The organism is Pseudomonas sp. RA_15y_Pfl2_54, assembly GCF_963971015.1.
Classification (GTDB): domain Bacteria; phylum Pseudomonadota; class Gammaproteobacteria; order Pseudomonadales; family Pseudomonadaceae; genus Aquipseudomonas; species Aquipseudomonas baetica_A.
This window is the reverse complement of the sequence record NZ_CAXAPN010000022.1, coordinates 12,249-33,862: the sequence shown is the minus strand read 5'-3', so window position 1 is coordinate 33,862 and position 21,614 is coordinate 12,249. Positions and strand designations below refer to the sequence as shown.

Genomic DNA, 21,614 nt, shown 5'->3' with positions numbered 1-21,614 from the left:
ATGAAGGGATGGATTATCCGAAGAGTGTGCCCAGCGCCGGGTTGGTGAATGGGAAGTTTGTTGATGAGAACCCGTTGATGGGGACGCCGGGGTCGTTGATTCCGGCGGTGTGGGGCAACAGTGTGACTCAGGAGATCCTGAGTGTGATTACCGGTGGCGGCTTGGTCGCTTCTGAAGCGGATAACGGCCAGTTGTTCAAGGCGATACAGGCGATTGTTGGCAAAGCCAGTCCGATGCGTTCGGTCATCACTCGGGTAGGCACGTCGAGGTTGTTGACTGGTGAAGAGCTTGGTCTGGTTCTGATCGATGCCGGGGCCGGATCGCTGAGTGTACGTCTGCCGCCAGCCAATGCCAGCTTAGGGGTACGTGACGTCATTGTGCGGCGTGTCGATAACAGTGGAAATCGCTTGGTCGTGCAAAGTTCAAGCGGCGATGTGATCAAGTTTCACACCCACCTGAATGCTTCGGGTTATCCGTTTCTCGTTTTGATGGGAGCGGGTGACTGGTGGCATTTACGCAGCGATACATCGGGCAATTGGTGGCCAGTCGGTCGTCTGGACGGATCCTCACTCGGGTACATCGCCTTTGAGACCACGCTGGCAGTACTGCCCGGTGGCTATGCCGCGCTGAATGGATCGTTACTGAATCGCTCGGAATGGCCATGGCTCTGGGATCACGCGCAGCAGTCGGGCATGTTGCGTTCGGAAGCCGATCGAGGTGGTGCGTGGACGCCTGGAGACGGCGCCACGACTTTTCGTCTGCCAGAGGCCCGTGGCGAGTTTTTGCGCGTACTGGCCGAAGGCGGTCTGGTCGATACCGGACGTGCACCGGGGTCTTGGCAAAAAGGCTCTTTGGTTCAGGGCGACAATGGGATTGCCGACAATATTTTGTTCGCGACACACATCATTTCCCAGAAAACCCAGTTGGGTCTCGACATGGGCAACTACGCCGATTACGCGGGCGCTACAGTCAAATACATCACACCTGCAGCGCCGGTTACGCCAATCGTAGACTCTGAGTTGTTGAACCATGGCGGTATCACGCGTCCTCGAAATATTGCCTATCCGGGTCGAATCAAACTTATCTGAGGTGCCCATGTTTAATTATCTGATTGATCACTTGGGCTTCTTGAATGGCCCTGTTGAATTTGCTGTTACACCAGGCCTCGGTGTCCAACTGCCGAGTAATGCCGTTCAACTTTCATTCAAATTACCAGCGCCTGAAAGTGGCCGTGTCTGGACATTGGTGAACAACGTTCCCCGTGAAGTGATAGACCGTCGAGGTGCGGTGTATCGGAAGGAAAACGGAGTAAAGCAGATATGGAGTGAGCCGGGAGAGTTACCAGACGAACTCACTGCCGAACCGTGGCCGGGCGACGGTTACTTCTGGATCGAGAACACTTGGAAACTCGATGAAACCGCGCGCGTATTTGCGATCAAAGTCGATGTGTTCCGCTTGCGAGACACGTTACTTCGCGACGCCGTCCTGCGCATCGCGCCCCTTCAATACGCCGAAGACATCGGCGATGCCAGTCATGACGAACAGCTTCTGTTGATCGAATGGAAACTCTACAGCGTTGAACTCAACCGCATCGAAAAGCAGGCCGGTTTCCCCGAGGAAATCATCTGGCCCGTTGCACCCGGAACGACGGTAAACACCTGATTCACACACAAGGAGAAGGATAGTGGACTATCCAAACAGTGTCCCGAGTGCCGGCTTGCTCAACGGTCGGTTTGTCGATGAAGACCCAATCGCCGGCAAACCGGGATCGTTGATACCGGCCAGTTGGGGCAATGGCGTTACCCAGGAGTTGCTGAATGTCATCCAGGCAGCGGGCCTCACCGCGTCAGAAGCCAAAACCGATCAGCTGCTGACGGCCTTGCGCAGCAACCGATTGTTTGCAACACCGCCACAGTTTGATAACAGCCAGAACGTTGCCACCACCGGTTTTGTAAACCGCAGCGGTACGCAGTTTTCCGGATTTTCGACCTATGCGACCAGCGCTGCTTTGACAGCGTCTCAAGCGGGCGGAGTGGTGAGTTTCAACAGCAGCACGGCGGTCACGGCCACGATGCCGGTTACCACCAGTGTCATGAGCACAAGCACGCTGACCATCCTTAATCTTGGCACCGGTGTGCTGACGATCAACCCGGCGCCGAACGACCGTATTGTCAGCAGCAATACGGTGGGAACGCTGGTACTGGGTATCGGTGACTCCGCGCAGTTGTTCCGTACAGGCGGCGACTGGCGCCTCTACGGCGGCTCGGTCAGCGACCGGTTCGCGTCGGCTAATTCCGGTGTCTTTGGCGATGCCGGCTATCAGCGGTTTGCGAGCGGCGTTATCGAGCAGTGGGGGGCGGCAGTTTCGGACGCCAATGGCGATGTCAATGTCGTATTCCCTATCGCTTTCCCCAATGCATTCAGCAACATCGTGGCGACTCATGCCGGGGGCGATAGCGCCATGGTTATTCTGAATGGCAACCCGTCGGCAAACAAATTCGGGTGCCATCTGAAAATCCGCAGTTATCTCGGTACGGTCTCAGCCGGCTGGACTGTCCACTATCAGGTGAAGGGTTATTGAATGAACGTCTACAGTGTTCTCTTCAGCGCCAGCACCCGGGGCGTTTATGTACCGGGTATCCATTTGTCGGAGATTCCCGACGACGTCATCGAAATTCCTCAAGCCTACTGGACCTCGCTTCTGCAGCAACTGTCGGTCTCTGCAAAAGTCATTGGTGTACGGGCGGATAACGGCTTTCCCATTCTCGTTGACCCGCCACCGCCTTCAGCAGAGGAAGCCGCCGACGCTGAGCGTCATTGGCGCACCGCGCAACTGGCCGCCACTGATGGTCTGGTGGCACGTGACCGCGATGAACTCGAGGACGGCGGCGGCACTACATTGACCACCGAGCAATACGCTGAATTGCAAACCTATCGCCGAGAGTTGCGGGACTGGCCGCAAGGTTCTTTTTTTCCGTTCAGCGAGCATCGGCCGGTAGCGCCGAAGTGGCTGGCTGCTGCGCGCTAAATCATCAGGGATGTGGAAATGGATTATCCAAAAAGTGTTCCCAGCGTAGGGCTGGTCAACGGCAAGTTCGTCAATGAAGACGTCATCGCAGGATTGCCTGGATCTTTGATCCCGGCTACCTGGGGCAATAGCGTTACCGATGAATTGTTGAATGTCGTCAAATCCGCTGGGCTTGAACCGAGCGAAACCGATGCCACGCAAGTGCTGCAAGCGGTGAAAAAGCTCAGTCAGGCAGGCGAAGATAAACATGCGTCCGATCTCGGTGCCGCCAACCTTTACATGGCCAACTACGCGCCAGCTATCACGGCGCTGAAGGATGGCCTCGCGTTGCGATTCACCGCCGGTAATGCCAACACCGGGGCGAGTACATTTGCGCCGAATGGTTTGCTGCCCAAGCCGCTGGTGAATCTGGCGCTGAGTGCGTTGCGCCCGGCGGAGATTGTTGGCGGCAGTGTGTGCGCGGTGGTGTACAGCGCGGCGCTGGACAGCTGGGTTTTGGTTTATGCGAGCGGTGGTATCGCATTGAGTGGGCGGTTGTTGGGGGTGAAGACGTTTACTGCATCCGGGACATATGTGCCCGCCGTGGGCATGAAAAATGTGTTGGTGAAAATGGTTGGCGGTGGTGGTGGTAGTGCGGGCATTCCTGCAACAGGCTCCAATCAGATTTCTGTCTCGGGTGGTGGTGCGTCGGGCGGATATGCAGAAGCCTGGCTTGATTCTGCAGCGATTGGCAGCAGTCAGACGATCACGATAGGCAGCGCAGGCGCGAGCGGGCCTATAGCAGAAGGTAACGGTGGTAGTGCCGGGAGCGGGGGAACCAGCTCATTCGGATCGCTTGTTTCTGCTCCGGGTGGTGGGGGTGGTAACGGGGTCGCATTGCTGGCATTACCTGGGTTCGGTTTGTATACGGGCGGTTTTCCAAACCAGGCCCCATCTGGCGGCAATATTGTCAGCACGGCGGGAGCCGCAGGCAGCCCGGGTATCTGCGTCAACGGCTCGGTGCTTGCGGGGCACGGCGCTAGCTCCCCATTGGGAAGCGGCGGATATGGCAGCAGCGCCTTGTCTGTGGCGGCGGCGCCGGGCTCCGGCTACGGTTCCGGAGCGGGCGGTATTGGTAACTCGGTTAACCGACCTGGAAGACAAGGTGGGGCCGGTGGTCCGGGTGCCGTAATCATTTACGAGTACGCCTGATGAAAACCTACGCGCGCATCGCCAATAACACGGTGGTCGAACTGTTCTCGACTGACGGCAATATGGTCGAGATGTTTCACCCGGATTTGCTCTGGAATGACATCACCGCTATCACTCCAGCGCCACAAGTCGAATGGACAGCGAACTTTGGCACTCTTGGCTGGGTGTATTCGCCGCCCGAGGACAATGTCCAGAACAGCACTCTGAAAACTCTGGCAAGAAAATGGCTGGCAGGCATTGGCCGCCAACCATGATTCAATCCGGGCATCCAGGGAGGATTACGCATTATGCAAATAACTGAAAACAACCTTATCAACATCATGCCCAACGCCCGCACCCAAGCGGGCGTTTTTGTTTCTGCGCTCAACAGCGCAATGGCCAACCGTCGGATCGATACGCCCAAACGTATCGCTGCATTCCTCGCGCAAATCGGCCACGAGTCGGGCCAGTTGCGGTACGTGCGCGAGTTGGGCAACAACCAGTACCTGAGCAAGTACGACACTGGCACCTTGGCGTTACGGCTGGGCAACACGCTTGAGGCCGATGGTGACGGGCAAAGGTACCGCGGTCGCGGGCTGATCCAGATCACCGGTCGCGCCAACTATCGCCAATGCAGCCTCGGCTTGTTCGGCGATGAGCGTTTGCTGTCCTTGCCGGAACTGCTGGAAAAACCGCAATGGGCCGCCGAATCCGCCGCGTGGTTCTGGGAAAAGAATGGCTTGAACGAACTGGCCGACCGCGACCAGTTCAACACGATCACCCGGCGCATCAACGGCGGGTTGAACGGTTTGCAGGATCGGCTGGAAATCTGGGCGCGGGCGAGGGCGGTGCTATGCCAATCCCCTGGCGAGTGATTGGCGTTGTTTTGCTCGCCGCCGGGGCGGCGGCGCTGGCCTGGCAGTTTCAGGACTGGCGTTACGGTCGGCAGTTGGCCGAGCAGGCTCGGTTAAACGCCGAAACGCTCAATCAACAGACCACGGCCGCCGCCACCGCACAACAGGCCGAACAGGATAAACGTCTGGCGCTGGAGCAACGCCTTGCGGCCAGTGAAAAAACCCACTATCGAGCCATGAGCGATGCCCAACGTGATCAGGATCGCCTGCGCGATCGTCTTGCCACTGCTGATCTGCGCCTGTCAGTCCTTCTCGACACCGGCGACGTTGCCCAAGGCTGCCGGGTGCCAGCCACCGCCGGTACCGGCAGCGTGGATCATGCAACCGTACGCGCCCGACTTGACCCGGCGCATGCTCAACGAATTATCGCCATCACCGACACCGGCGACCGCGGACTGATTGCCTTGCAGGCCTGTCAGGCCTATGTCAGAGCATTGGCGCCTGAACATTTTGAATGAGTCTGTGTATTGAAAGCGCAACCGGCTCGTGTACGGTGGTACGCATTCCACGCGATCCGGAGAGCACCTTGAAAGAGATCACCCAACTGGCTGCCGAACTTGGCCGACGCCTGCAAGTGCTCAATGCCCACGTCACCACGGCCGAATCCTGCACCGGCGGCGGCATTGCCGAAGCCATCACACGGATACCGGGCAGCTCGGCGTGGTTCGAGGCCGGCTATGTGACCTACTCCAATCGCCAGAAAACCCGGCAACTGAATGTGCCGGCCGAGTTGTTCGAAACGGTGGGAGCGGTCAGTCGTGAAGTGGTTGAGGCCATGGTGTGCGGCGCCCAGGACAAAAGCCTGGCGCGGTTCGCCGTGGCCGTCAGCGGCGTGGCCGGCCCCGACGGCGGTACACCGAACAAGCCTGTGGGCACGGTGTGGCTGGCGTGGGGCGTCGGCGACGCGGTTTGCAGCGAGGTTCAGCACTTTGCCGGTAACCGCGATGAAGTCCGCCGACAAACGGTGAAGGCCGCGCTAGAGGGGCTCCTGCGACTAGCGGCAAGAGAAATCGAAAATCAGGGGTAGGCGATCCACGAACGCTGTGGAATAATACTGGCTACTTATACAGGTGTTGGCCGTCAGGCCTTATTGATTACGTGAGGACTTTAATGGACGACAACAAGAAGAAAGCCTTGGCTGCGGCCCTGGGTCAGATCGAACGTCAATTCGGCAAGGGTGCCGTAATGCGTATGGGCGATCAGGACCGTCAGGCGATCCCATCCATCTCCACTGGCTCTCTGGGTCTGGACATTGCACTCGGCATTGGCGGCCTGCCAAAAGGCCGTATCGTTGAAATCTACGGTCCTGAATCTTCCGGTAAAACCACACTGACGCTGTCCGTGATCGCCCAGGCTCAAAAAGCCGGCGCGACCTGCGCATTCGTCGACGCCGAACACGCACTCGACCCTGAGTACGCCGGCAAACTGGGCGTCAATGTCGACGACCTGCTGGTTTCCCAGCCGGACACCGGCGAACAGGCCCTGGAAATCACCGACATGCTGGTGCGCTCCAACGCTGTTGACGTGATCATCGTCGACTCCGTGGCGGCATTGGTGCCTAAGGCTGAAATCGAAGGCGAAATGGGCGACATGCACGTCGGCCTGCAAGCCCGTTTGATGTCGCAGGCGCTGCGTAAAATCACCGGTAACATCAAGAACGCCAACTGCCTGGTCATCTTCATCAACCAGATCCGTATGAAGATCGGCGTGATGTTTGGTAGCCCGGAAACCACCACCGGTGGTAATGCGTTGAAGTTCTACGCATCGGTCCGTCTCGACATCCGCCGTACTGGTGCAGTGAAAGAAGGCGACGAAGTGGTGGGTAGCGAAACCCGCGTCAAGGTTGTGAAGAACAAGGTGGCTTCGCCGTTCCGTCAGGCCGAGTTCCAGATTCTTTACGGCAAGGGCATCTACCTCAATGGCGAGATGATCGACCTGGGTGTGCTGCACGGTTTCGTCGAGAAGTCCGGCGCCTGGTATGCCTATGAAGGCACCAAGATCGGTCAGGGCAAGGCCAACTCGGCCAAGTTCCTCGCGGACAATCCTGAAATCGCCACCAAGCTCGAGAAACAACTGCGTGACAAGCTGCTGGCCCCCGTAGCAGACGTCAAGGCTTCGCTGGCCAAGGACAAGGTTGACGATATGGCCGAGGCCGATGTCGACGTTTGAAGCCTTTGAATGACACTTGTACTCGATACCCTCGTCGCGGTGCGGCGAACCGCCATGGACCTGCTCGCACGTCGTGAGCACGGTCGAGTCGAGCTGACGCGTAAACTGCGTCAGCGCGGCGCTCCGGCGGAGATGATCGAAACAGCCCTGGACCGCTTGACGGAAGAAGGGCTGCTTTCGGAGTCTCGTTACCTTGAAAGCTTTGTTTCCTACCGCGCCCGTTCCGGTTATGGCCCTCTGCGAATCCGTGAGGAACTGAGCCAGCGCGGTTTGCAACGTGCCGATATCGAACTCGCCTTACGCGAAAGTGGTATCAGTTGGCAGGAACAACTTCAGGACACGTGGCAGCGAAAGTTCTCCGGGCATCTGCCGATTGATGCCAAAGAGCGGGCCAAACAAGGTCGGTTCCTGGCGTATCGGGGCTTCTCGATGGAGATGATCAACCGCTTGTTCAGCGGCAGAGGGATGGACGATTAAAACGGTTAAACAAAAACGGCCCGCTATGAAAATAGCGGGCCGTTTTTTTTTGCCTTCAAATTACCTTCGAAGGCTCTCGGTTGCGTTGCGCGGTTTGCGGTTTGGAATGGGCCCAGTTTTCCGGCAAGTTGATGTAGTCCACCAGCTCCCTTAAGCGTCCGTGATTGCGGGCATTGAAGGCGAATGCCAATCGCGTCAGGTGGCTGAACTGTGCCTCGTCGTGTTCCTCACCATTGAAAGTGTGTTGATGGAACTGGTCGCTCAAACACAAATCGGCAAAGGCTTCCTGCAGATGCGCCAGTGCCTGATCGCTGAGCTTGTGGTTCATGCGGATCACGAATTGGCGCTTGAGCCAGCGGCTGGAGTGGAAGTTGCTGTAAAACTGGTTGATTTCTTCTACTGCCTCCTCGACCGAGTAGACCAGCCGCATCAGTTTCATGTCGGTCGACAGGATGTAGTGGTTGTCCGCCAGTTGCTGGTGGATGAAATCCATCGCACCCTGCCAGAAGGTGCCCCCTGGTGCATCCAGCAGTATCACCGGTACCAGTGGGCTTTTACCGGTCTGAATCAGCGTCAGCACTTCCAGTGCTTCATCCAGCGTGCCGAAGCCGCCAGGGCACAGCACCAGTGCATCGGCTTCCTTGACGAAGAACAGCTTTCGGGTGAAGAAGAAGTGGAAGGGCAACAGATTGCCGGTGCCGCCCACGGTGGGATTGGCATGCTGCTCGAAGGGCAGGTTGATGTTGAAGCCCAGGCTGTGATCGCGACCTGCCCCCTCATGCGCGGCGGCCATGATGCCGCCACCTGCCCCGGTGATGACCATCATTTCCGAGCGCACCAGCGCTGCACCGAGTTCCCGGGCCATGGCGTACAGGGGATGCTCGACCGGCGTGCGCGCCGAGCCGAAGACGGTGACTTTGCGTCGGCCCTTGAATTGCTCCAGCACCCGAAACGCCTCCTCCAGCTCGCGCAGGGCTTGCAGGGTGATCTTGGCATTCCATCGATTGTGATCTTCCTGAGCCATACGCAGCACGGTCAGGATCATGTCGCGATAGATAGGGATATTGGGGCTATTGGGTGAAACGCGGTTGAGTTGTTCTTCGACCTTGATGACGAGGTCAGGGCCGCTTTCCTGAAAATGACGGCTTAAGAGGTCATTCGGTTGGTAAGGCATTCAACGTCTCCTTCTGCACAGAGCTTGTGGCCCTGACGAGCGGCGTCAGTGCCGCGCTGCAAAAACACACAGTCGGCAGTTCCTTTTCTGCCGTTAACAAGTGATCGGGAATACTCTGAATCTAGACCCTTGTGCGCGATTGCGCCGACTCGATCATTGCGCCGCACGTCCAGACTGGCAATCGCTGATTGATTTTTACGCGATGACAGCACCGCTCGTCCGAACGTGCGCCGAGCGGCAAACCCTCTGATTAACTGATTTACAGGCACCGTACGACAACGTTGCGTCAACGACAGTACGCAAGGTGCGCGCTATTGAAGGATTTGCGGTTGGCAAGGAGGCGGGACATATGCCCAGAGTGATTCTGGAAATCGATACGCAGCTGTATCGGATGTTGAAAGCATCGGCCGAGACCCATCAAGTCAGTCTCGAAGATGAATGTTGCCGGCGGTTGGCGGGAGGAGAGCGCCGTTCACACTATTTACAGGCCTTGCTGGCTGAGCTACGCGCCGAGGATGAACAGCGGCGCGCCAATTCGCGATGATTACTTCTTTTTCGCCGGTGCGGCTTTCGGGCAATCCGATTCCTGGTAACTGGCGGAGCCGATCGCTTTGTTGGTTTTCACTTCGGTGAAGTCGTAACGCATGATCGCGCCCTTGGCCATCAGCTTGCGGTACGACGGGTTGTTGCAAACCGAGGCGCCCAGCTGGAAATATACGGCTTTGGGATCAGCGCGCATTTTCTCGGCGTGGCTCTTTTGCACGCTCAGGTGGTTGATCAACTGCGTGCCTTCAACGGTGTAGCCCTGATCAAGAATGTCTTCATTGATGGCCCGTGGCGTACCGACGCTGCTTTGAGCGGCGACGTTGCGCAGCTCTCTGTTCAGATTCTGCTCACTCAAGGACGCCGCCTGAGCGGTGAAGGACGACGCCAGCACAATGGCAGCGGTGGGAACGATAAGGCGCAGCATGAAACTCTCCTGATTCGGTGACTGGTGGTTCGACCAGCCACGGGGCTGTGCGTTCAGTGGCGGCGAATTATAGGGGAGCCGGTCTGGACGGTACAGGCTTGTGCCCGCCGCTCTGGTAAACTGCCGGCCTTTATTGCCCTGCCGAGTGTTGTTCGTGTCGAGTTTCCCTGTCTGCCGGTCGTCCCCGCGATGAATCATGCCCCCAACGCTGTAGCCCGCCTGCGCGATGAGCGCGAGGACGCGGGCATCAAGCCGATTCAGGCGCGAGGTTTTCGCTCCGAGCGGTGCCGCGACTGCCGGGTGATCATCAGTCATTGCCTGTGCGCCTGGCGGCCAAGCGTCGAAACCCGTTCCGGTGTGTGTCTGATCATGACCGGCAAGGAAGTGTTCAAACCGAGCAACACCGGTTGGCTGATAGCTGATGTGGTCAGCGATAACCATGCGTTCATCTGGTCGCGCACCGAGCCGGACCCGCAGATGTTGGCGCTGCTCAACGATCCGCAATGGCAGCCGTATCTGGTGTTTCCCGGCGAATACGTCGAGCCATCGCGAGTGACCAATACCGTCGCGGCTGATGGCAGCAAGCGGCCGCTGTTCATTTTGCTCGACGCAACCTGGACCGAGGCGCGGAAAATCTTTCGCAAGAGTCCGTACTTCGATCGCCTGCCGATTCTCAGTCTGTTGCCCGACAAACTCTCGCGCTACCGCCTGCGCCGCTCAACCCGAAGCGAGCACCTGTGCACCGCCGAAGTGGCGGCGTTGTGCCTTGAGCTGGCCGGCGATACGGACGCCGCCTCGGCGCTGGACGCCTATTTCGATGTGTTCAGCCAGCATTACCTCGGTGCCAAACAGCAATTGGACGTGAACGAATCAACCCCGGCCCACGCCGAGCTGCAACCCTTTATACGAAAGCCGCAAGCAGCGTTGGCCCAATAGTGGCCCATACTGTACAGCGCGCTGGCCGTACTGCTTGACCGCCCAGTCTTCGCTGGGCATGCTTGGCGCCGATTAGGGTGCGGCCAAGGTTTGAAACGCCGTGTTTGCAAGTGATTGGCGTTGAACGTGCCCCTGTGGATACCGCTACAAAGCGGCATCTTGAGTTGCTTTGGCCAGACCCGAATGCTCCGGGCCGGCCATCAAAAACAGGATCATTTGAAAAATGGCCACATACGACATCCTGATTGCCGATGATCACCCCCTCTTTCGTAGCGCACTGCATCAAGCGGTTACGCTGGGCCTTGGCCCGGATGTGCGCCTGGTGGAAGTGGCGAGCATCGCCGAACTGGAAACGCGTCTGACTGAAAAGTCTGACTGGGATCTGGTCCTGCTGGACCTGAACATGCCCGGTGCTTTCGGATTTTCCGGGTTGGTGATGTTGCGCGGCCAATACCCGCAGATTCCGGTGGTGATGGTTTCGGCGCAGGAAGAAGCATCTGTGATGGTTAAGTCCCGCGAGTTTGGCGCCAGTGGTTTTATTCCCAAGTCCAGTGGCCTGAGCGTGATTCAGGAGGCCGTGCGCAAAGTGCTCGATGGCGACGTGTTCTGGCCACCGCAAGCGTTCGAGGCGGTCAGCGTTTCGGCTGAGGCCAAGGCTGCCAGCGATGGCCTTGCCAGCCTGACGCCGCAGCAATTTCGCGTATTGACGATGGTCTGCGAAGGGTTGCTGAACAAGCAGATTGCCTACGAGCTGAGCGTGTCGGAAGCGACCATCAAGGCCCACGTCACGGCAATCTTTCGCAAGTTGAATGTGCGCACTCGCACGCAGGCTGCTTTGCTTCTGCAACAACTTGAGTCAATTGCGAGCCAATAATGACTGGCGTCTTCACGCTTTTTTGACTGTCGTTGATCTAGCTTTCCCACTCCTTTTTGGTTGGTTTCTACTTTATGTCACCTTTCAAGGGCCAGACTGGCCTGAAACGCATCCTCAACGCTTCCGGTTACTCGCTCGATGGCCTGCGCGCGGCCTTCACGGGCGAAGCGGCGTTCCGTCAATTGGTGCTGCTCAATGTGGTGCTGATTCCGTTGACGTTCTTCCTCAATGTTAGCCGGGTTGAGCGGGCGCTATTGATCGCTGTGTGCCTGTTGGCGCTGATCGTCGAGTTGCTGAACTCGGCAGTGGAAGCGGCCATCGACCGCATCTCGCTGGAATTGCACCCACTGTCCAAGAACGCCAAGGACATGGGCAGCGCGGCGCAATTCGTTGCGCTGAGCATGATCGCCCTGGTGTGGGCCGTGATTCTGCTTTAAGCGATGGTTGGCAAGACGATCTCGTCGCTGCGCTGCACCCCGGCGGTGAAAGCGCGGCACAGTTCGAGAAACTCGCGCATGGCCGACGTCTGGTATTTCTGTTTGTGCCAGATGAAGTAGAACTGTCGCGCCAGATCCAGATCTGGCGTTTCCACCGCCACCAGACTGCCGCGGCGGAAGGCATCGCGCAGCGCCAGTCGCGAGATGCAGCCAATCCCCAATCCTGATTCCACTGCACGTTTGATCGCTTCGGTGTGCTCCAGCTCCAGCCGGATGTTCAACGCACTGCGATGGTGACGCATGGCCTGATCGAAGGTCAGGCGCGTGCCGGAGCCTTGTTCACGCAGAATCCATGCCTCATGGGTCAACTCTTCCATGGTCGCGCTGCCGCGTTTGGCCAGCGGATGCTGCGGGGCGCAGAACACCACCAGCTCATCCTCGACCCAGCTCTGCACTTCGATGTCCGGGTGGTTGCAATCACCTTCGATTAGACCCAGATCAATTTCGTAGTGGGCCACCTGGTGCACGATATTGGCTGTGTTCTGTACATGCAGCTTTACCTGGCTTTCCGGGTGGCGCTGCATGAAGCCGCCGATCAGCAGGGTCGCCAGATAATTGCCGATGGTCAGCGTCGCGCCGACGGAGAGCGAGCCGAAACCGGATTTGCCGTTGAGCAGGTCTTCGATTTCCTTGGCCTGATCGAGCAGCGCCACTGCTTGTGGCAACAGCTGTTTGCCGAGGGCATTGAGGCTCAACCGTTTGCCGGCGCGGTCGAACAGTTGGCAGCTGGATTGGCGCTCAAGCTCGGTAATAGAGGTGCTGGCCGCCGATTGCGAGAGGTTGAGCAGACCCGCAGCACGGGAAACGCTTTCCTGCTGGGCGACGGCGACGAAGACTTGCAGTTGACGGAGAGTAAATCGCATATCGATATAACCGATAACCCTTATCTTAATAATCCAGTTAACAGATATTGTCGGCGCTATTAGAATGCGATGCAATTGCGCACCATCGGCATTTATTCAGCCCAGAGCAAGCGCAGAGCCAATATCCAGGAGTCAAACGTACATGAGCAACATGAACCACGAGCGTGTCCTCAGTGTTCATCACTGGAACGATACCCTGTTCAGCTTCAAGTGCACCCGCGATCCGGGCCTGCGCTTCGAGAACGGGCAGTTCGTGATGATCGGCCTGCAACAGCCCAACGGCCGCCCGCTTATGCGCGCTTACTCGATCGCCAGCCCGAACTGGGAAGAGCATCTGGAATTTTTCAGCATCAAGGTGCCTGACGGCCCGCTGACCTCCCAGTTGCAGCATCTGAAGGAAGGCGACGAGATCATCATCAGCAAAAAGCCTACGGGCACGCTGGTGCTGGACGATTTGAAGCCAGGCAAACACCTTTACCTGCTCAGCACCGGTACCGGTCTGGCGCCGTTCATGAGCGTGATCCAGGATCCGGAAACCTACGAGCGTTTCGAAAAAGTCATCCTGTGCCACGGCGTGCGCTACGTGAACGAAGTCGCTTACCGCGAATTCATCACCGAGCATCTGCCGCAGAACGAGTTTTTCGGTGAAGCGCTGCGTGACAAGCTGATTTACTACCCGACCGTCACTCGCGAGCCGTTCGAGAACGAAGGTCGTCTGACCGACCTGATGCGCAGCGGCAAACTGTTCAGCGACATCGGCCTGCCGCCGATCAACCCGCAGGACGACCGCGCCATGTTGTGCGGCAGCCCAAGCATGCTCGACGAGACCAGCGAAGTACTCAACAGCTTCGGCCTGACCGTGTCGCCGCGTATGCGCGAGCCGGGCGACTACCTGATCGAGCGTGCGTTCGTCGAGAAGTAAGCACCGTCAAAACCCGTGGGAGCGAGCTCCTGAAGAGGGCGGAACATTCAGCCGTTGTGTTGACTGACACGCCACCTTCGCGAGCAAGCCCGTTCCCACATTGGGTTTGTGGTGTGACAGTAAAAAACCCGCGTGCCTGAGAAGGTCACGCGGGTTTTTTCGTTTTCGGGGTTTATGCTTCGGCGGGGATGACCTCTAGGACGCAAATCTGCGCAGGCGTCGGGTAATGCCAGCGCACATCCAGATCCCAGAATTGCGCGCCGTATTCGCGTTCCGGCGCCGGGGTTTGATAGGCCGGGCGCGGATCCTGGGCCAGGCATTGCTCGATCAACTCGACCAGTGGCTCGGCAAGGCGTCGCGCGTGGGCATGCGCCTGTTGCAGCGCGCTGTCCGTCCACTGCACGTCGATCAGTTGCGGCGCGGCGCTGGCGATGCTGTTGGAGGCGCTGTTGATGATGTCGGCGTAAGGCACGTAGGGTTTGATGTCGAGGATCGGCGTGCCATCAAGCAAGTCGATGCCGGAGATGAACAGGCGATGAGCTTCAACCTTGTCCAGTTTCACCACGGATTGGCCGATGCCATTCGGGCGATGGGTGGCGCGGGTGGCGAACACGCCCATCGACTTGTTGCCGCCCAGGCGAGGCGGGCGGACCTTCAGGCGCGGTTTTTCTTCCAGCGCTTGATGGAAGAGGAACAGTAACCAGATGTGGCTGACGTGCTCCAGCCCCTGCACCGCGTCACCCTGATCGAACGGCGCCACCAGTTCCAGCACACCACGGGCGGCGGGGGCCAGTTGTGGCTGACGAGGGATGGCGAACTTCTCCTTGAAGCAGGAGCGCACGAAGCCGATGGGGGAGACGCTGTAAGTCATGGTTTAGAGTCAGAAGCGGGATCGGGCGGGCATGATACCCCGGCATGCCTCAAGACGGGTGCTGGCAGGGCTGGCCTCTTCGCGAGCAAGCTCCACACAGAGAACGCATTGCAAATGTGCAAGCGAGCCTGCTCGCGAAGGCCGCGCCGCCGATATCAGAGGTTGAACCCACCATCCAGCGGAATGATATTCCCCGTCATATAAGCGCCGGCGGTGCTCGCCAGACTGATAGCCAAGGCCGCCATCTCTTCCTCACGCCCCCAGCGCTTCATCGGAATCAGCGCCGTATCCTCGGCCAACGCCTGCTGATCATTGCCAATATGCTGGGTCATCTTGCTCGGAAACCGACCTGGTGCAATCACGTTAACGTTGATGTGCTGGCTCACCAGTTCGCGCGCGAGAATTCGCGACAGTTGATGCAAAGCCGCTTTACTCGGCCCATAGGCATACGCCTGCTCACCAAAAGAAGACATTCCGGCCACTGAGCCGATATTGATGATCCGCGCCGGATTGGCCGCCGACCCCGCTTTGCGCAGCAGTGGCAGAAACTGCTGGATACAGGTGAACACCGACGTCACGTTGAGCTGCATGACTTTCTCCCAGCCCTTGACCGGGTAACTCTCCAGCGGGGCGCCCCAGGTCGTGCCGGCATTGTTCACCAGAATATCCAGATGGGTGATCTGCTCGCCCAGTCGCGCGGCCAGTTCTTGGACGCCTTGTTCAATCGCCAGATTCGCCGCCACGCCATGGCAGATGCCCAGGGCGCTGAGTTCTTCGGCGGTTTGATGACAGGCTTCTGCATCCCGGGAGCAGACGTACACATGGGCGCCGGCCTCGACAAACGCCTTGGCGATCATTTTGCCGATACCACGGGTGCCGCCGGTCACCAGAGCGGTGCGGCCTTTCAGGGAAAAGTACGGGTGCATGGCAAGTCCTGAGGGCTAGGGATGAGTACACCCTAGTCGTCAACCGCGAAAAGCGGAGCCACTATTTTTGCAAGGAATGAACGGTCATGCGCAGCGGCGGCGATTGGATATCGCCGCCGCTGAAGAGCGATCAGGTGCGAACGCGCAGGGTCAGGCCCTTGAGGAAGTTGCGCAGCAACTGGTCGCCGCACGGGCGGTAGTTGGTGTGGCCGACCTTGCGGAACAGCGCGCTCAGCTCGGGCTTGGACACCGGGAACTCGGCAGCCTTGAGGATGGCATGCATGTCGTCTTCTTTCAGTTCGAAGGCCACGCGCAGTTTTTTCAGGATGATGTTGTTGGTCACCGGCACTTCGATCGGCTGCGGCGGACGGCTTTCGTCCTTGCCACGCTTGAAGATCACCAGGCCGTCGAGGAAGTGCGCGATGACTTCGTCCGGGCAGCGCACGAAACCTTCTTCGTCTTCTTCTTTCTTGTCGAGCCAGGTGATTACGTCAGCGAGGTCCACGTCCATGCCGCCGAGTTTGATGATTTCGACGACTTTTTTGTCGCTGATGTCGAGCATGTAGCGCACGCTGCGCAAAACGTCGTTATGAATCATGTGGGTAATCCTGATAAACGTTGTGGGCATCGCGCGGGCGCAATGCCGGAATGTGTGGCGGCAATCGAAGCTTTAGAACTTCTCTTTGCCGGACAAGTAGCGCCATTGACCGACCGGAACCTTGCCAATCGAGACGCCGCCGATGCGGATGCGACGGATGCCGACAACCTTGAGGCCAACCGCTTCGCAGAACTGGGCGATGATCCCCGGCTGCGGGTTTTTCATGGCGAAGCGCAGGCGGTTTTCGTTCTGCCAACTGGCCTTGACCGGCGGCAGTTCCTTGCCCTTGTGGGTGAGGCCGTGCTGCAAGCGGTTAAGGCCGTGAGCGACCATGTCACCTTCGACTTCAACGATGTATTCCTGCTCGATCTTGGCCGAGTCGGCAGTGAGCTTGCGCAGAATCTTCCAGTCCTGGGTGAACACCAGCAGGCCGCTGGCCTTGGCTTGCAGGTCGGTGCTGGCGGTCAGGCGCAGGAAATGGCCACGCAACGGGCGTTTGCTGAAACGGTGTTCTTGGCTGAGGGTTTCAGCACTCAGTGTCTGCATCGCGCTGTCCGCATCCATGCCCGCCGGCACGTTGAGCAGGATGGTCACCGGCTCCGGTGCGGTGGCTTTGGCGTCCTTGTCGAGTTCGACCTTCTGGTCGCCGACCTTGAATTGCGGCTCGTCGATCACTTCGCCGTCCACGGTGACCCAGCCGCCCTCAATGAACAGCTCGGCCTCGCGGCGGGAGCAACCCACCAGTTCGATGAGGCGTTTGGAGAGGCGAATCGGGTCAGTCATGACAGGGCCGTAACAAAAAAGGGGTGGGCATTGTACCTGTGTGGCGCCGGTTAAGCCCGGTTCCATTTACAGGCGGTTAATTGAGGGTGGGAGCGGGCTTGCTCATGAGTGCGCAGTATCTGTTGACGCCAAGGCTGCTGATCCACCGCTTTGGCGAGCAAGCCCGTTCCCACAGGTTGTTCTGTGTTGCATCAGCCGTGTTGCGAGCGCTGCGGGTTCTGCCGCAAGCGCATATGCAGCAAAGGATACGGCTGGCCCATGCCATCGACTTGCGAGCGGCCGATGACTTCAAAACCTTGCTTGAAGTAAAACCCCAGCGCCTGTGGGTTCTGTTCGTTAACGTCGAGTTCGTCGGCGTTCAAATGCTGCATGGCGTAATTCAGCAGTTTTTTGCCCAGACCCTGGCCGCGATGGTCGGGATCAATGAACAGCATTTCGATCTTGCCTGCCGCAACACCGGCGAAACCGGTGATGCGTTGCTCGCGATCCTTGGTGCAGATCAGCATCACCGCGTCGAGGTAGCGAGTCAGCACCAGATTGCGCAACAGTTCGATGTAGCTGTCCGGCAGAAAATCATGGGTCGCGCGGACCGAGGCCTCCCAGACCCGGGTCAGTTCCTGATAGTCGCTGAGTTTCGGCGTGTGGATGACCGAATGGTGACGCATGCCCGGTAGCCTCTTGTCAGGTGTGATGGGAGTCCTTCCCCCCCCACAAACGATAGACCTAAAAAAGCCCCGCATCTCGTAAAAAGAGCGGGGCTTTTCAATACGACACTATTGCCCTGTGGGAGCGGGCTTGCTCGCGAAAGCGGTGTGTCCGTCACCGGATTTGTCGACTGATACGACGTACTCGCGAGCAAGCCCGCCCACAGGTACTGCGTGGTGCTTAGATCTGTTCAGCCCACAGATCGTATTCGTCAGCGTCAGTCACTTTGCACCAGACCTTGTCGCCCGGCTTGAGGTTGCTGCCGTTGTCGATGAACACGTTGCCGTCGATTTCCGGGGCGTCAAAGAAGCAGCGGCCGACGGCGCCTTGTTCGTCGACTTCGTCCACCAGCACTTCGATTTCACGGCCGATGCGCATTTGCAGGCGCGCCGAGCTGATCGCTTGCTGATGCGCCATGAAGCGCTCCCAACGATCTTGCTTGACGTCGTCAGGCACCACGTCCAGATCCAGATCGTTGGCCGGAGCGCCGTCAACCGGCGAGTACTGGAAGCAGCCGACGCGGTCGAGCTGCGCTTCGGTCAGCCAGTTCAGCAGGTACTGGAAGTCTTCTTCGGTTTCGCCCGGGAAGCCGACGATGAAGGTCGAACGGATGATCAGGTCCGGGCAGATCTCGCGCCAGTTCTTGATGCGTGCCAGGGTCTTGTCTTCGAAGGCCGGGCGTTTCATCGACTTCAGCACTTTCGGGCTGGCGTGCTGGAACGGGATGTCCAGGTACGGCAGGATCTTGCCGGCGGCCATCAACGGGATCAGCTCGTCAACGTGCGGGTATGGGTAAACGTAGTGCAGACGCACCCAGACCCCGAGGGTGCTCAGGGCCTCGCAGAGCTCGGTCATGCGGGTTTTTACCGGCGCGCCGTTCCAGAACCCGGTGCGGTATTTCACGTCGACGCCGTAGGCGCTGGTGTCTTGCGAGATCACCAGCAGCTCTTTGACGCCGGATTTGACCAGGCGCTGAGCCTCGTCCAGCACATCACCGACCGGACGGCTGACCAGTTTGCCGCGCATCGACGGGATGATGCAGAAGCTGCAACTGTGGTTGCAGCCTTCGGAAATTTTCAGATAGGCGTAGTGGCGCGGCGTCAGCTTGATGCCTTGCGGCGGCACCAGGTCGATCAGCGGGTTGTGATCCTGACGCGGCGGCACGACTTCGTGCACGGCATTGACCACTTGCTCGTACTGCTGCGGGCCGGTCACGGCCAGCACGCTCGGGTGTACGTCGCGGATGTTGCCTTCTTCCACGCCCATGCAGCCGGTGACGATGACCTTGCCGTTTTCCTTGATCGCCTCGCCGATCACTTCCAAAGACTCAGCCTTGGCCGAATCGATGAAACCGCAGGTGTTGACGACCACGACGTCGGCGTCCTGATAGGTGGACACCACGTCATAGCCTTCCATACGCAGCTGGGTCAGGATGCGCTCGGAGTCGACCAGTGCTTTCGGGCAACCCAGAGATACAAAGCCAACCTTTGGATTGGCCGGCGCAGGAGTGGTGGACATGTCTAACCTCGGTATTTTGTGACATCGATTGCCTGACGCAGGAATCGAGAGACGGGCGCTTGAATGGCGCCTCTGATCAAAAAGTGCGCAATTCTAGCGGCGTGCAACGCACTTGACCAGCTTTATGCCGGGAAATACGACGAGTGCTGCGCTATGCTTCGCGCCGTTGGGCCTTGCCAAATTTTTACAGTCAACAAATCATCTGTAACAGCAAGTAAAACAGCGCATGCTGCACCACACAACATAGTGTTTCATTCGAAGTAGCCGGTCTGGGAATCAGGAGTGTTGGATGGGGCAGGCAAGTAGTCAGGCGGCGGGCGCCGAGCATTCGACGGCAAAGCCGATCGGCATGCTGGTCGCGGCGGTCGGGGTGGTTTACGGCGACATCGGCACGAGCCCGTTGTACACCCTCAAAGAAGTGTTTTCCGGCGGTTACGGTGTGCCCGTCAATCACGACGGGGTGTTGGGCATTTTGTCGTTGATTTTCTGGTCGCTGATCTGGGTCGTGTCGATCAAATACATGATGTTCGTGCTGCGCGCCGACAACCAGGGGGAGGGCGGGATCATGGCGCTCACCGCACTGGCACGGCGAGCGGCGGGCGAGCGCAAGAAATTGCGTTCATTGCTGGTGGTTTGCGGGCTGATCGGTGCGGCGCTGTTTTACGGCGACAGCATGATCACGCCGGCGATTTCCGTGCTGTCGGCGATTGAAGGCGTCGGTCTGGCGTTTGAAGGCATCGACCATTGGGTGGTGCCGTTGTCGCTGGTGGTGCTGGTCGGGTTGTTCCTGATTCAGCGTCACGGCACGGCGCGGATCGGTATTCTCTTCGGGCCGATCATGGTCACCTGGTTTCTGGTGCTCGGCGCCCTTGGCGTGTACGGCATCAGCCACACGCCGGAGGTGCTGTATGCGCTGAATCCAGTGTGGGCGGTACGGTTTTTCATGGTGCATGCGGGCATGGGCGTGGCAATCCTCGGCGCGGTGGTGCTGGCGCTGACCGGTGCCGAAGCACTTTACGCCGACATGGGCCACTTTGGCCGCAAGCCGATTGCCCGTGCCTGGTTCCTGCTGGTGCTGCCGGCGTTGGTGCTCAACTACTTCGGTCAAGGCGCCTTGATGCTGGAAAACCCGGAAGCGGCACGTAACCCGTTCTACCTGCTGGCACCAAGCTGGGCACTGATTCCGCTGGTGGGGCTGGCAACGCTGGCGACCGTGATCGCCTCGCAAGCGGTGATTTCCGGTGCATTCTCCCTGACCCGTCAGGCGATCCAGCTCGGTTACATCCCACGCATGTACATCCAGCACACCTCCAGCGACGAGCAGGGCCAGATTTACATCGGTGCCGTGAACTGGTCGCTGATGGTTGGCGTGGTCTTGCTGGTGCTGGGCTTTGAATCCTCCGGCGCACTGGCCTCGGCTTACGGTGTGGCGGTGACCGGCACCATGCTGATGACCACGATTCTGGTGTCGGCCGTCATGTTGCTGCTGTGGAAATGGCCACCGATCCTCGCGGTGCCGGTGCTGATCGGTTTCCTGCTGGTGGACGGCCTGTACTTTGCCGCCAACGTGCCGAAGATCGTGCAGGGCGGTGCGTTTCCGGTGATTGCCGGTATCGCCTTGTTCGTGTTGATGACCACCTGGAAGCGCGGTAAGCAGTTGCTGGTCGAGCGTCTCGACGAAGGCGCCTTGCCGCTGCCCATCTTCATCAGCAGCATTCGTGTGCAACCGCCGCATCGCGTCCAGGGCACCGCCGTGTTCCTCACCGCGCGCCCCGACGCCGTGCCCCACGCGCTGTTACACAACCTGCTGCACAACCAGGTGCTGCACGAGCAAGTGGTGTTGTTGACCGTGGTCTACGAAGACATCCCGCGGGTGCCGCCGCAACGGCGATTCGAAGTGGATGCCTACGGAGAAGGCTTCTTCCGGGTGATCCTGCACTTTGGCTTCACTGACGAGCCGGACGTGCCGCAAGCGCTGAAGTTGTGTCATCTGGACGAGCTGGATTTCAGCCCGATGCGCACCACTTACTTCCTCAGCCGTGAAACGGTGATTGCCTCGAAACTTGAGGGGATGGCGCGTTGGCGTGAAGCGCTGTTCGCGTTCATGTTGAAGAACGCCAACGGGAACTTGAGGTTCTTCAATTTGCCGCTGAACAGGGTGATTGAGTTGGGGACGCAGGTAGAGATGTAAGCCCACTGGAATGTAAAAAGCCCCCGCA

The 21,614-nt window shown here is 58.8% G+C and carries 26 protein-coding genes; 17 read left to right on the top strand and 9 right to left on the bottom strand.

All coding sequences use genetic code 11. The features are described from left to right. Positions 1-8 precede the first annotated feature (8 nt). From AACY50_RS17065 to recX, 11 genes are all read left to right on the top strand, one after another. Entirely contained in the window at positions 9-1,088 is a 1,080-nt protein-coding gene (locus tag AACY50_RS17065; RefSeq protein ID WP_339464354.1) for a phage tail protein, read from the top strand. 7 nt (positions 1,089-1,095) lie between these two features. Next, the gene (locus AACY50_RS17060) at positions 1,096-1,662 is read left to right on the top strand and encodes a tail fiber assembly protein (protein WP_339538892.1); all 567 of its coding nucleotides are present in this window, start codon (positions 1,096-1,098) and stop codon (positions 1,660-1,662) included. Positions 1,663-1,717: 55 nt separating this feature from the next. Further along, complete coding sequence (locus tag AACY50_RS17055; RefSeq protein ID WP_339538891.1) at positions 1,718-2,581, top strand: gp53-like domain-containing protein; 864 nt, start codon at positions 1,718-1,720, stop codon at positions 2,579-2,581. Further along, positions 2,582-3,028, top strand: coding sequence for a phage tail assembly chaperone (locus AACY50_RS17050; protein ID WP_339464357.1), 447 nt, complete (start codon positions 2,582-2,584; stop codon positions 3,026-3,028). Between the two features lie 18 nt (positions 3,029-3,046). Beyond that, positions 3,047-4,219 carry a glycine-rich domain-containing protein gene (locus AACY50_RS17045; protein WP_339538890.1) on the top strand — a complete coding sequence of 391 codons (1,173 nt, stop codon included), beginning with the start codon at positions 3,047-3,049 and terminating at the stop codon, positions 4,217-4,219. Further along, the gene (locus AACY50_RS17040) at positions 4,219-4,473 is read left to right on the top strand and encodes a hypothetical protein (protein WP_339464359.1); all 255 of its coding nucleotides are present in this window, start codon (positions 4,219-4,221) and stop codon (positions 4,471-4,473) included. Before AACY50_RS17045 ends, AACY50_RS17040 begins: the two co-directional genes overlap by 1 nt. A gap of 33 nt (positions 4,474-4,506) precedes the next feature. Beyond that, positions 4,507-5,073 (top strand): glycoside hydrolase family 19 protein, encoded by a 567-nt coding sequence (locus AACY50_RS17035; RefSeq protein WP_339538889.1) that lies wholly within the window; start codon positions 4,507-4,509, stop codon positions 5,071-5,073. Then, complete coding sequence (locus tag AACY50_RS17030; RefSeq protein WP_339538888.1) at positions 5,052-5,570, top strand: lysis system i-spanin subunit Rz; 519 nt, start codon at positions 5,052-5,054, stop codon at positions 5,568-5,570. Before AACY50_RS17035 ends, AACY50_RS17030 begins: the two co-directional genes overlap by 22 nt. A gap of 68 nt (positions 5,571-5,638) precedes the next feature. Then, a complete protein-coding gene (locus AACY50_RS17025; protein WP_339430765.1) occupies positions 5,639-6,139 on the top strand; it encodes a CinA family protein in 501 nt (166 codons plus the stop codon). Between the two features lie 83 nt (positions 6,140-6,222). Then, entirely contained in the window at positions 6,223-7,281 is a 1,059-nt protein-coding gene (recA, locus tag AACY50_RS17020; protein WP_339430596.1) for a recombinase RecA, read from the top strand. A gap of 9 nt (positions 7,282-7,290) precedes the next feature. After that, positions 7,291-7,758: a recombination regulator RecX gene (gene recX, locus AACY50_RS17015; protein ID WP_339494409.1), complete on the top strand. Its 468-nt coding sequence runs from the start codon at positions 7,291-7,293 to the stop codon at positions 7,756-7,758. A gap of 55 nt (positions 7,759-7,813) precedes the next feature. Here the strand turns inward: recX and AACY50_RS17010 are convergent, their stop codons facing one another. Then, positions 7,814-8,932: an LOG family protein gene (locus AACY50_RS17010; RefSeq protein WP_339430598.1), complete on the bottom strand. Its 1,119-nt coding sequence runs from the start codon at positions 8,930-8,932 to the stop codon at positions 7,814-7,816. 349 nt (positions 8,933-9,281) lie between these two features. Between AACY50_RS17010 and AACY50_RS17005 the strand changes: the two genes are divergently transcribed. Next, positions 9,282-9,476, top strand: a complete 195-nt coding sequence (locus AACY50_RS17005) for a hypothetical protein (protein ID WP_339430599.1) — start codon at positions 9,282-9,284, stop codon at positions 9,474-9,476. Here the strand turns inward: AACY50_RS17005 and AACY50_RS17000 are convergent, their stop codons facing one another. Then, a complete protein-coding gene (locus AACY50_RS17000; RefSeq protein WP_221732506.1) occupies positions 9,477-9,902 on the bottom strand; it encodes a PA3611 family quorum-sensing-regulated virulence factor in 426 nt (141 codons plus the stop codon). A gap of 189 nt (positions 9,903-10,091) precedes the next feature. Here AACY50_RS17000 and AACY50_RS16995 point away from each other — a divergent pair, with 189 nt between their 5' ends. The 3 genes from AACY50_RS16995 to AACY50_RS16985 all read left to right on the top strand — a co-directional run bounded on the left by AACY50_RS16995 (position 10,092) and on the right by AACY50_RS16985 (position 12,149). Continuing rightward, positions 10,092-10,838 (top strand): tRNA-uridine aminocarboxypropyltransferase, encoded by a 747-nt coding sequence (locus AACY50_RS16995; protein WP_339430600.1) that lies wholly within the window; start codon positions 10,092-10,094, stop codon positions 10,836-10,838. 223 nt (positions 10,839-11,061) lie between these two features. Next, entirely contained in the window at positions 11,062-11,712 is a 651-nt protein-coding gene (erdR, locus tag AACY50_RS16990; RefSeq protein ID WP_221732508.1) for a response regulator transcription factor ErdR, read from the top strand. Positions 11,713-11,786: 74 nt separating this feature from the next. Beyond that, positions 11,787-12,149, top strand: coding sequence for a diacylglycerol kinase (locus AACY50_RS16985; protein WP_236190235.1), 363 nt, complete (start codon positions 11,787-11,789; stop codon positions 12,147-12,149). Here AACY50_RS16985 and AACY50_RS16980 read toward each other — a convergent pair. Next, entirely contained in the window at positions 12,146-13,072 is a 927-nt protein-coding gene (locus AACY50_RS16980) for a LysR family transcriptional regulator (RefSeq protein WP_221732510.1), read from the bottom strand. The genes AACY50_RS16985 and AACY50_RS16980 overlap by 4 nt on opposite strands. A 142-nt stretch (positions 13,073-13,214) precedes the next feature. Between AACY50_RS16980 and fpr the strand changes: the two genes are divergently transcribed. Beyond that, positions 13,215-13,994, top strand: a complete 780-nt coding sequence (gene fpr, locus AACY50_RS16975; RefSeq protein WP_002554680.1) for a ferredoxin-NADP reductase — start codon at positions 13,215-13,217, stop codon at positions 13,992-13,994. 172 nt (positions 13,995-14,166) lie between these two features. Here fpr and tsaA read toward each other — a convergent pair whose 3' ends face one another. The 6 genes from tsaA to rimO form a co-directional block, all read right to left on the bottom strand. Continuing rightward, positions 14,167-14,865 (bottom strand): tRNA (N6-threonylcarbamoyladenosine(37)-N6)-methyltransferase TrmO, encoded by a 699-nt coding sequence (gene tsaA / locus AACY50_RS16970; RefSeq protein WP_339464364.1) that lies wholly within the window; start codon positions 14,863-14,865, stop codon positions 14,167-14,169. 155 nt (positions 14,866-15,020) lie between these two features. After that, positions 15,021-15,791 carry an SDR family oxidoreductase gene (locus AACY50_RS16965; RefSeq protein WP_339430604.1) on the bottom strand — a complete coding sequence of 257 codons (771 nt, stop codon included), beginning with the start codon at positions 15,789-15,791 and terminating at the stop codon, positions 15,021-15,023. A 130-nt stretch (positions 15,792-15,921) separates the two neighbouring features. Then, positions 15,922-16,389: a YehS family protein gene (locus tag AACY50_RS16960; RefSeq protein ID WP_339430605.1), complete on the bottom strand. Its 468-nt coding sequence runs from the start codon at positions 16,387-16,389 to the stop codon at positions 15,922-15,924. Between the two features lie 72 nt (positions 16,390-16,461). Further along, positions 16,462-17,172: an rRNA pseudouridine synthase gene (locus tag AACY50_RS16955; protein ID WP_339430606.1), complete on the bottom strand. Its 711-nt coding sequence runs from the start codon at positions 17,170-17,172 to the stop codon at positions 16,462-16,464. A gap of 191 nt (positions 17,173-17,363) precedes the next feature. After that, on the bottom strand, positions 17,364-17,837 hold the full coding sequence (locus AACY50_RS16950) for a GNAT family N-acetyltransferase (RefSeq protein WP_339430607.1): 474 nt from the start codon (positions 17,835-17,837) through the stop codon (positions 17,364-17,366). Between the two features lie 220 nt (positions 17,838-18,057). Next, entirely contained in the window at positions 18,058-19,395 is a 1,338-nt protein-coding gene (rimO, locus tag AACY50_RS16945) for a 30S ribosomal protein S12 methylthiotransferase RimO (protein ID WP_075946795.1), read from the bottom strand. Positions 19,396-19,684: 289 nt separating this feature from the next. Here rimO and AACY50_RS16940 point away from each other — a divergent pair, with 289 nt between their 5' ends. Beyond that, the gene (locus tag AACY50_RS16940) at positions 19,685-21,586 is read left to right on the top strand and encodes a potassium transporter Kup (RefSeq protein ID WP_339430608.1); all 1,902 of its coding nucleotides are present in this window, start codon (positions 19,685-19,687) and stop codon (positions 21,584-21,586) included. The last annotated feature ends 28 nt before the right edge of the window (positions 21,587-21,614 follow it).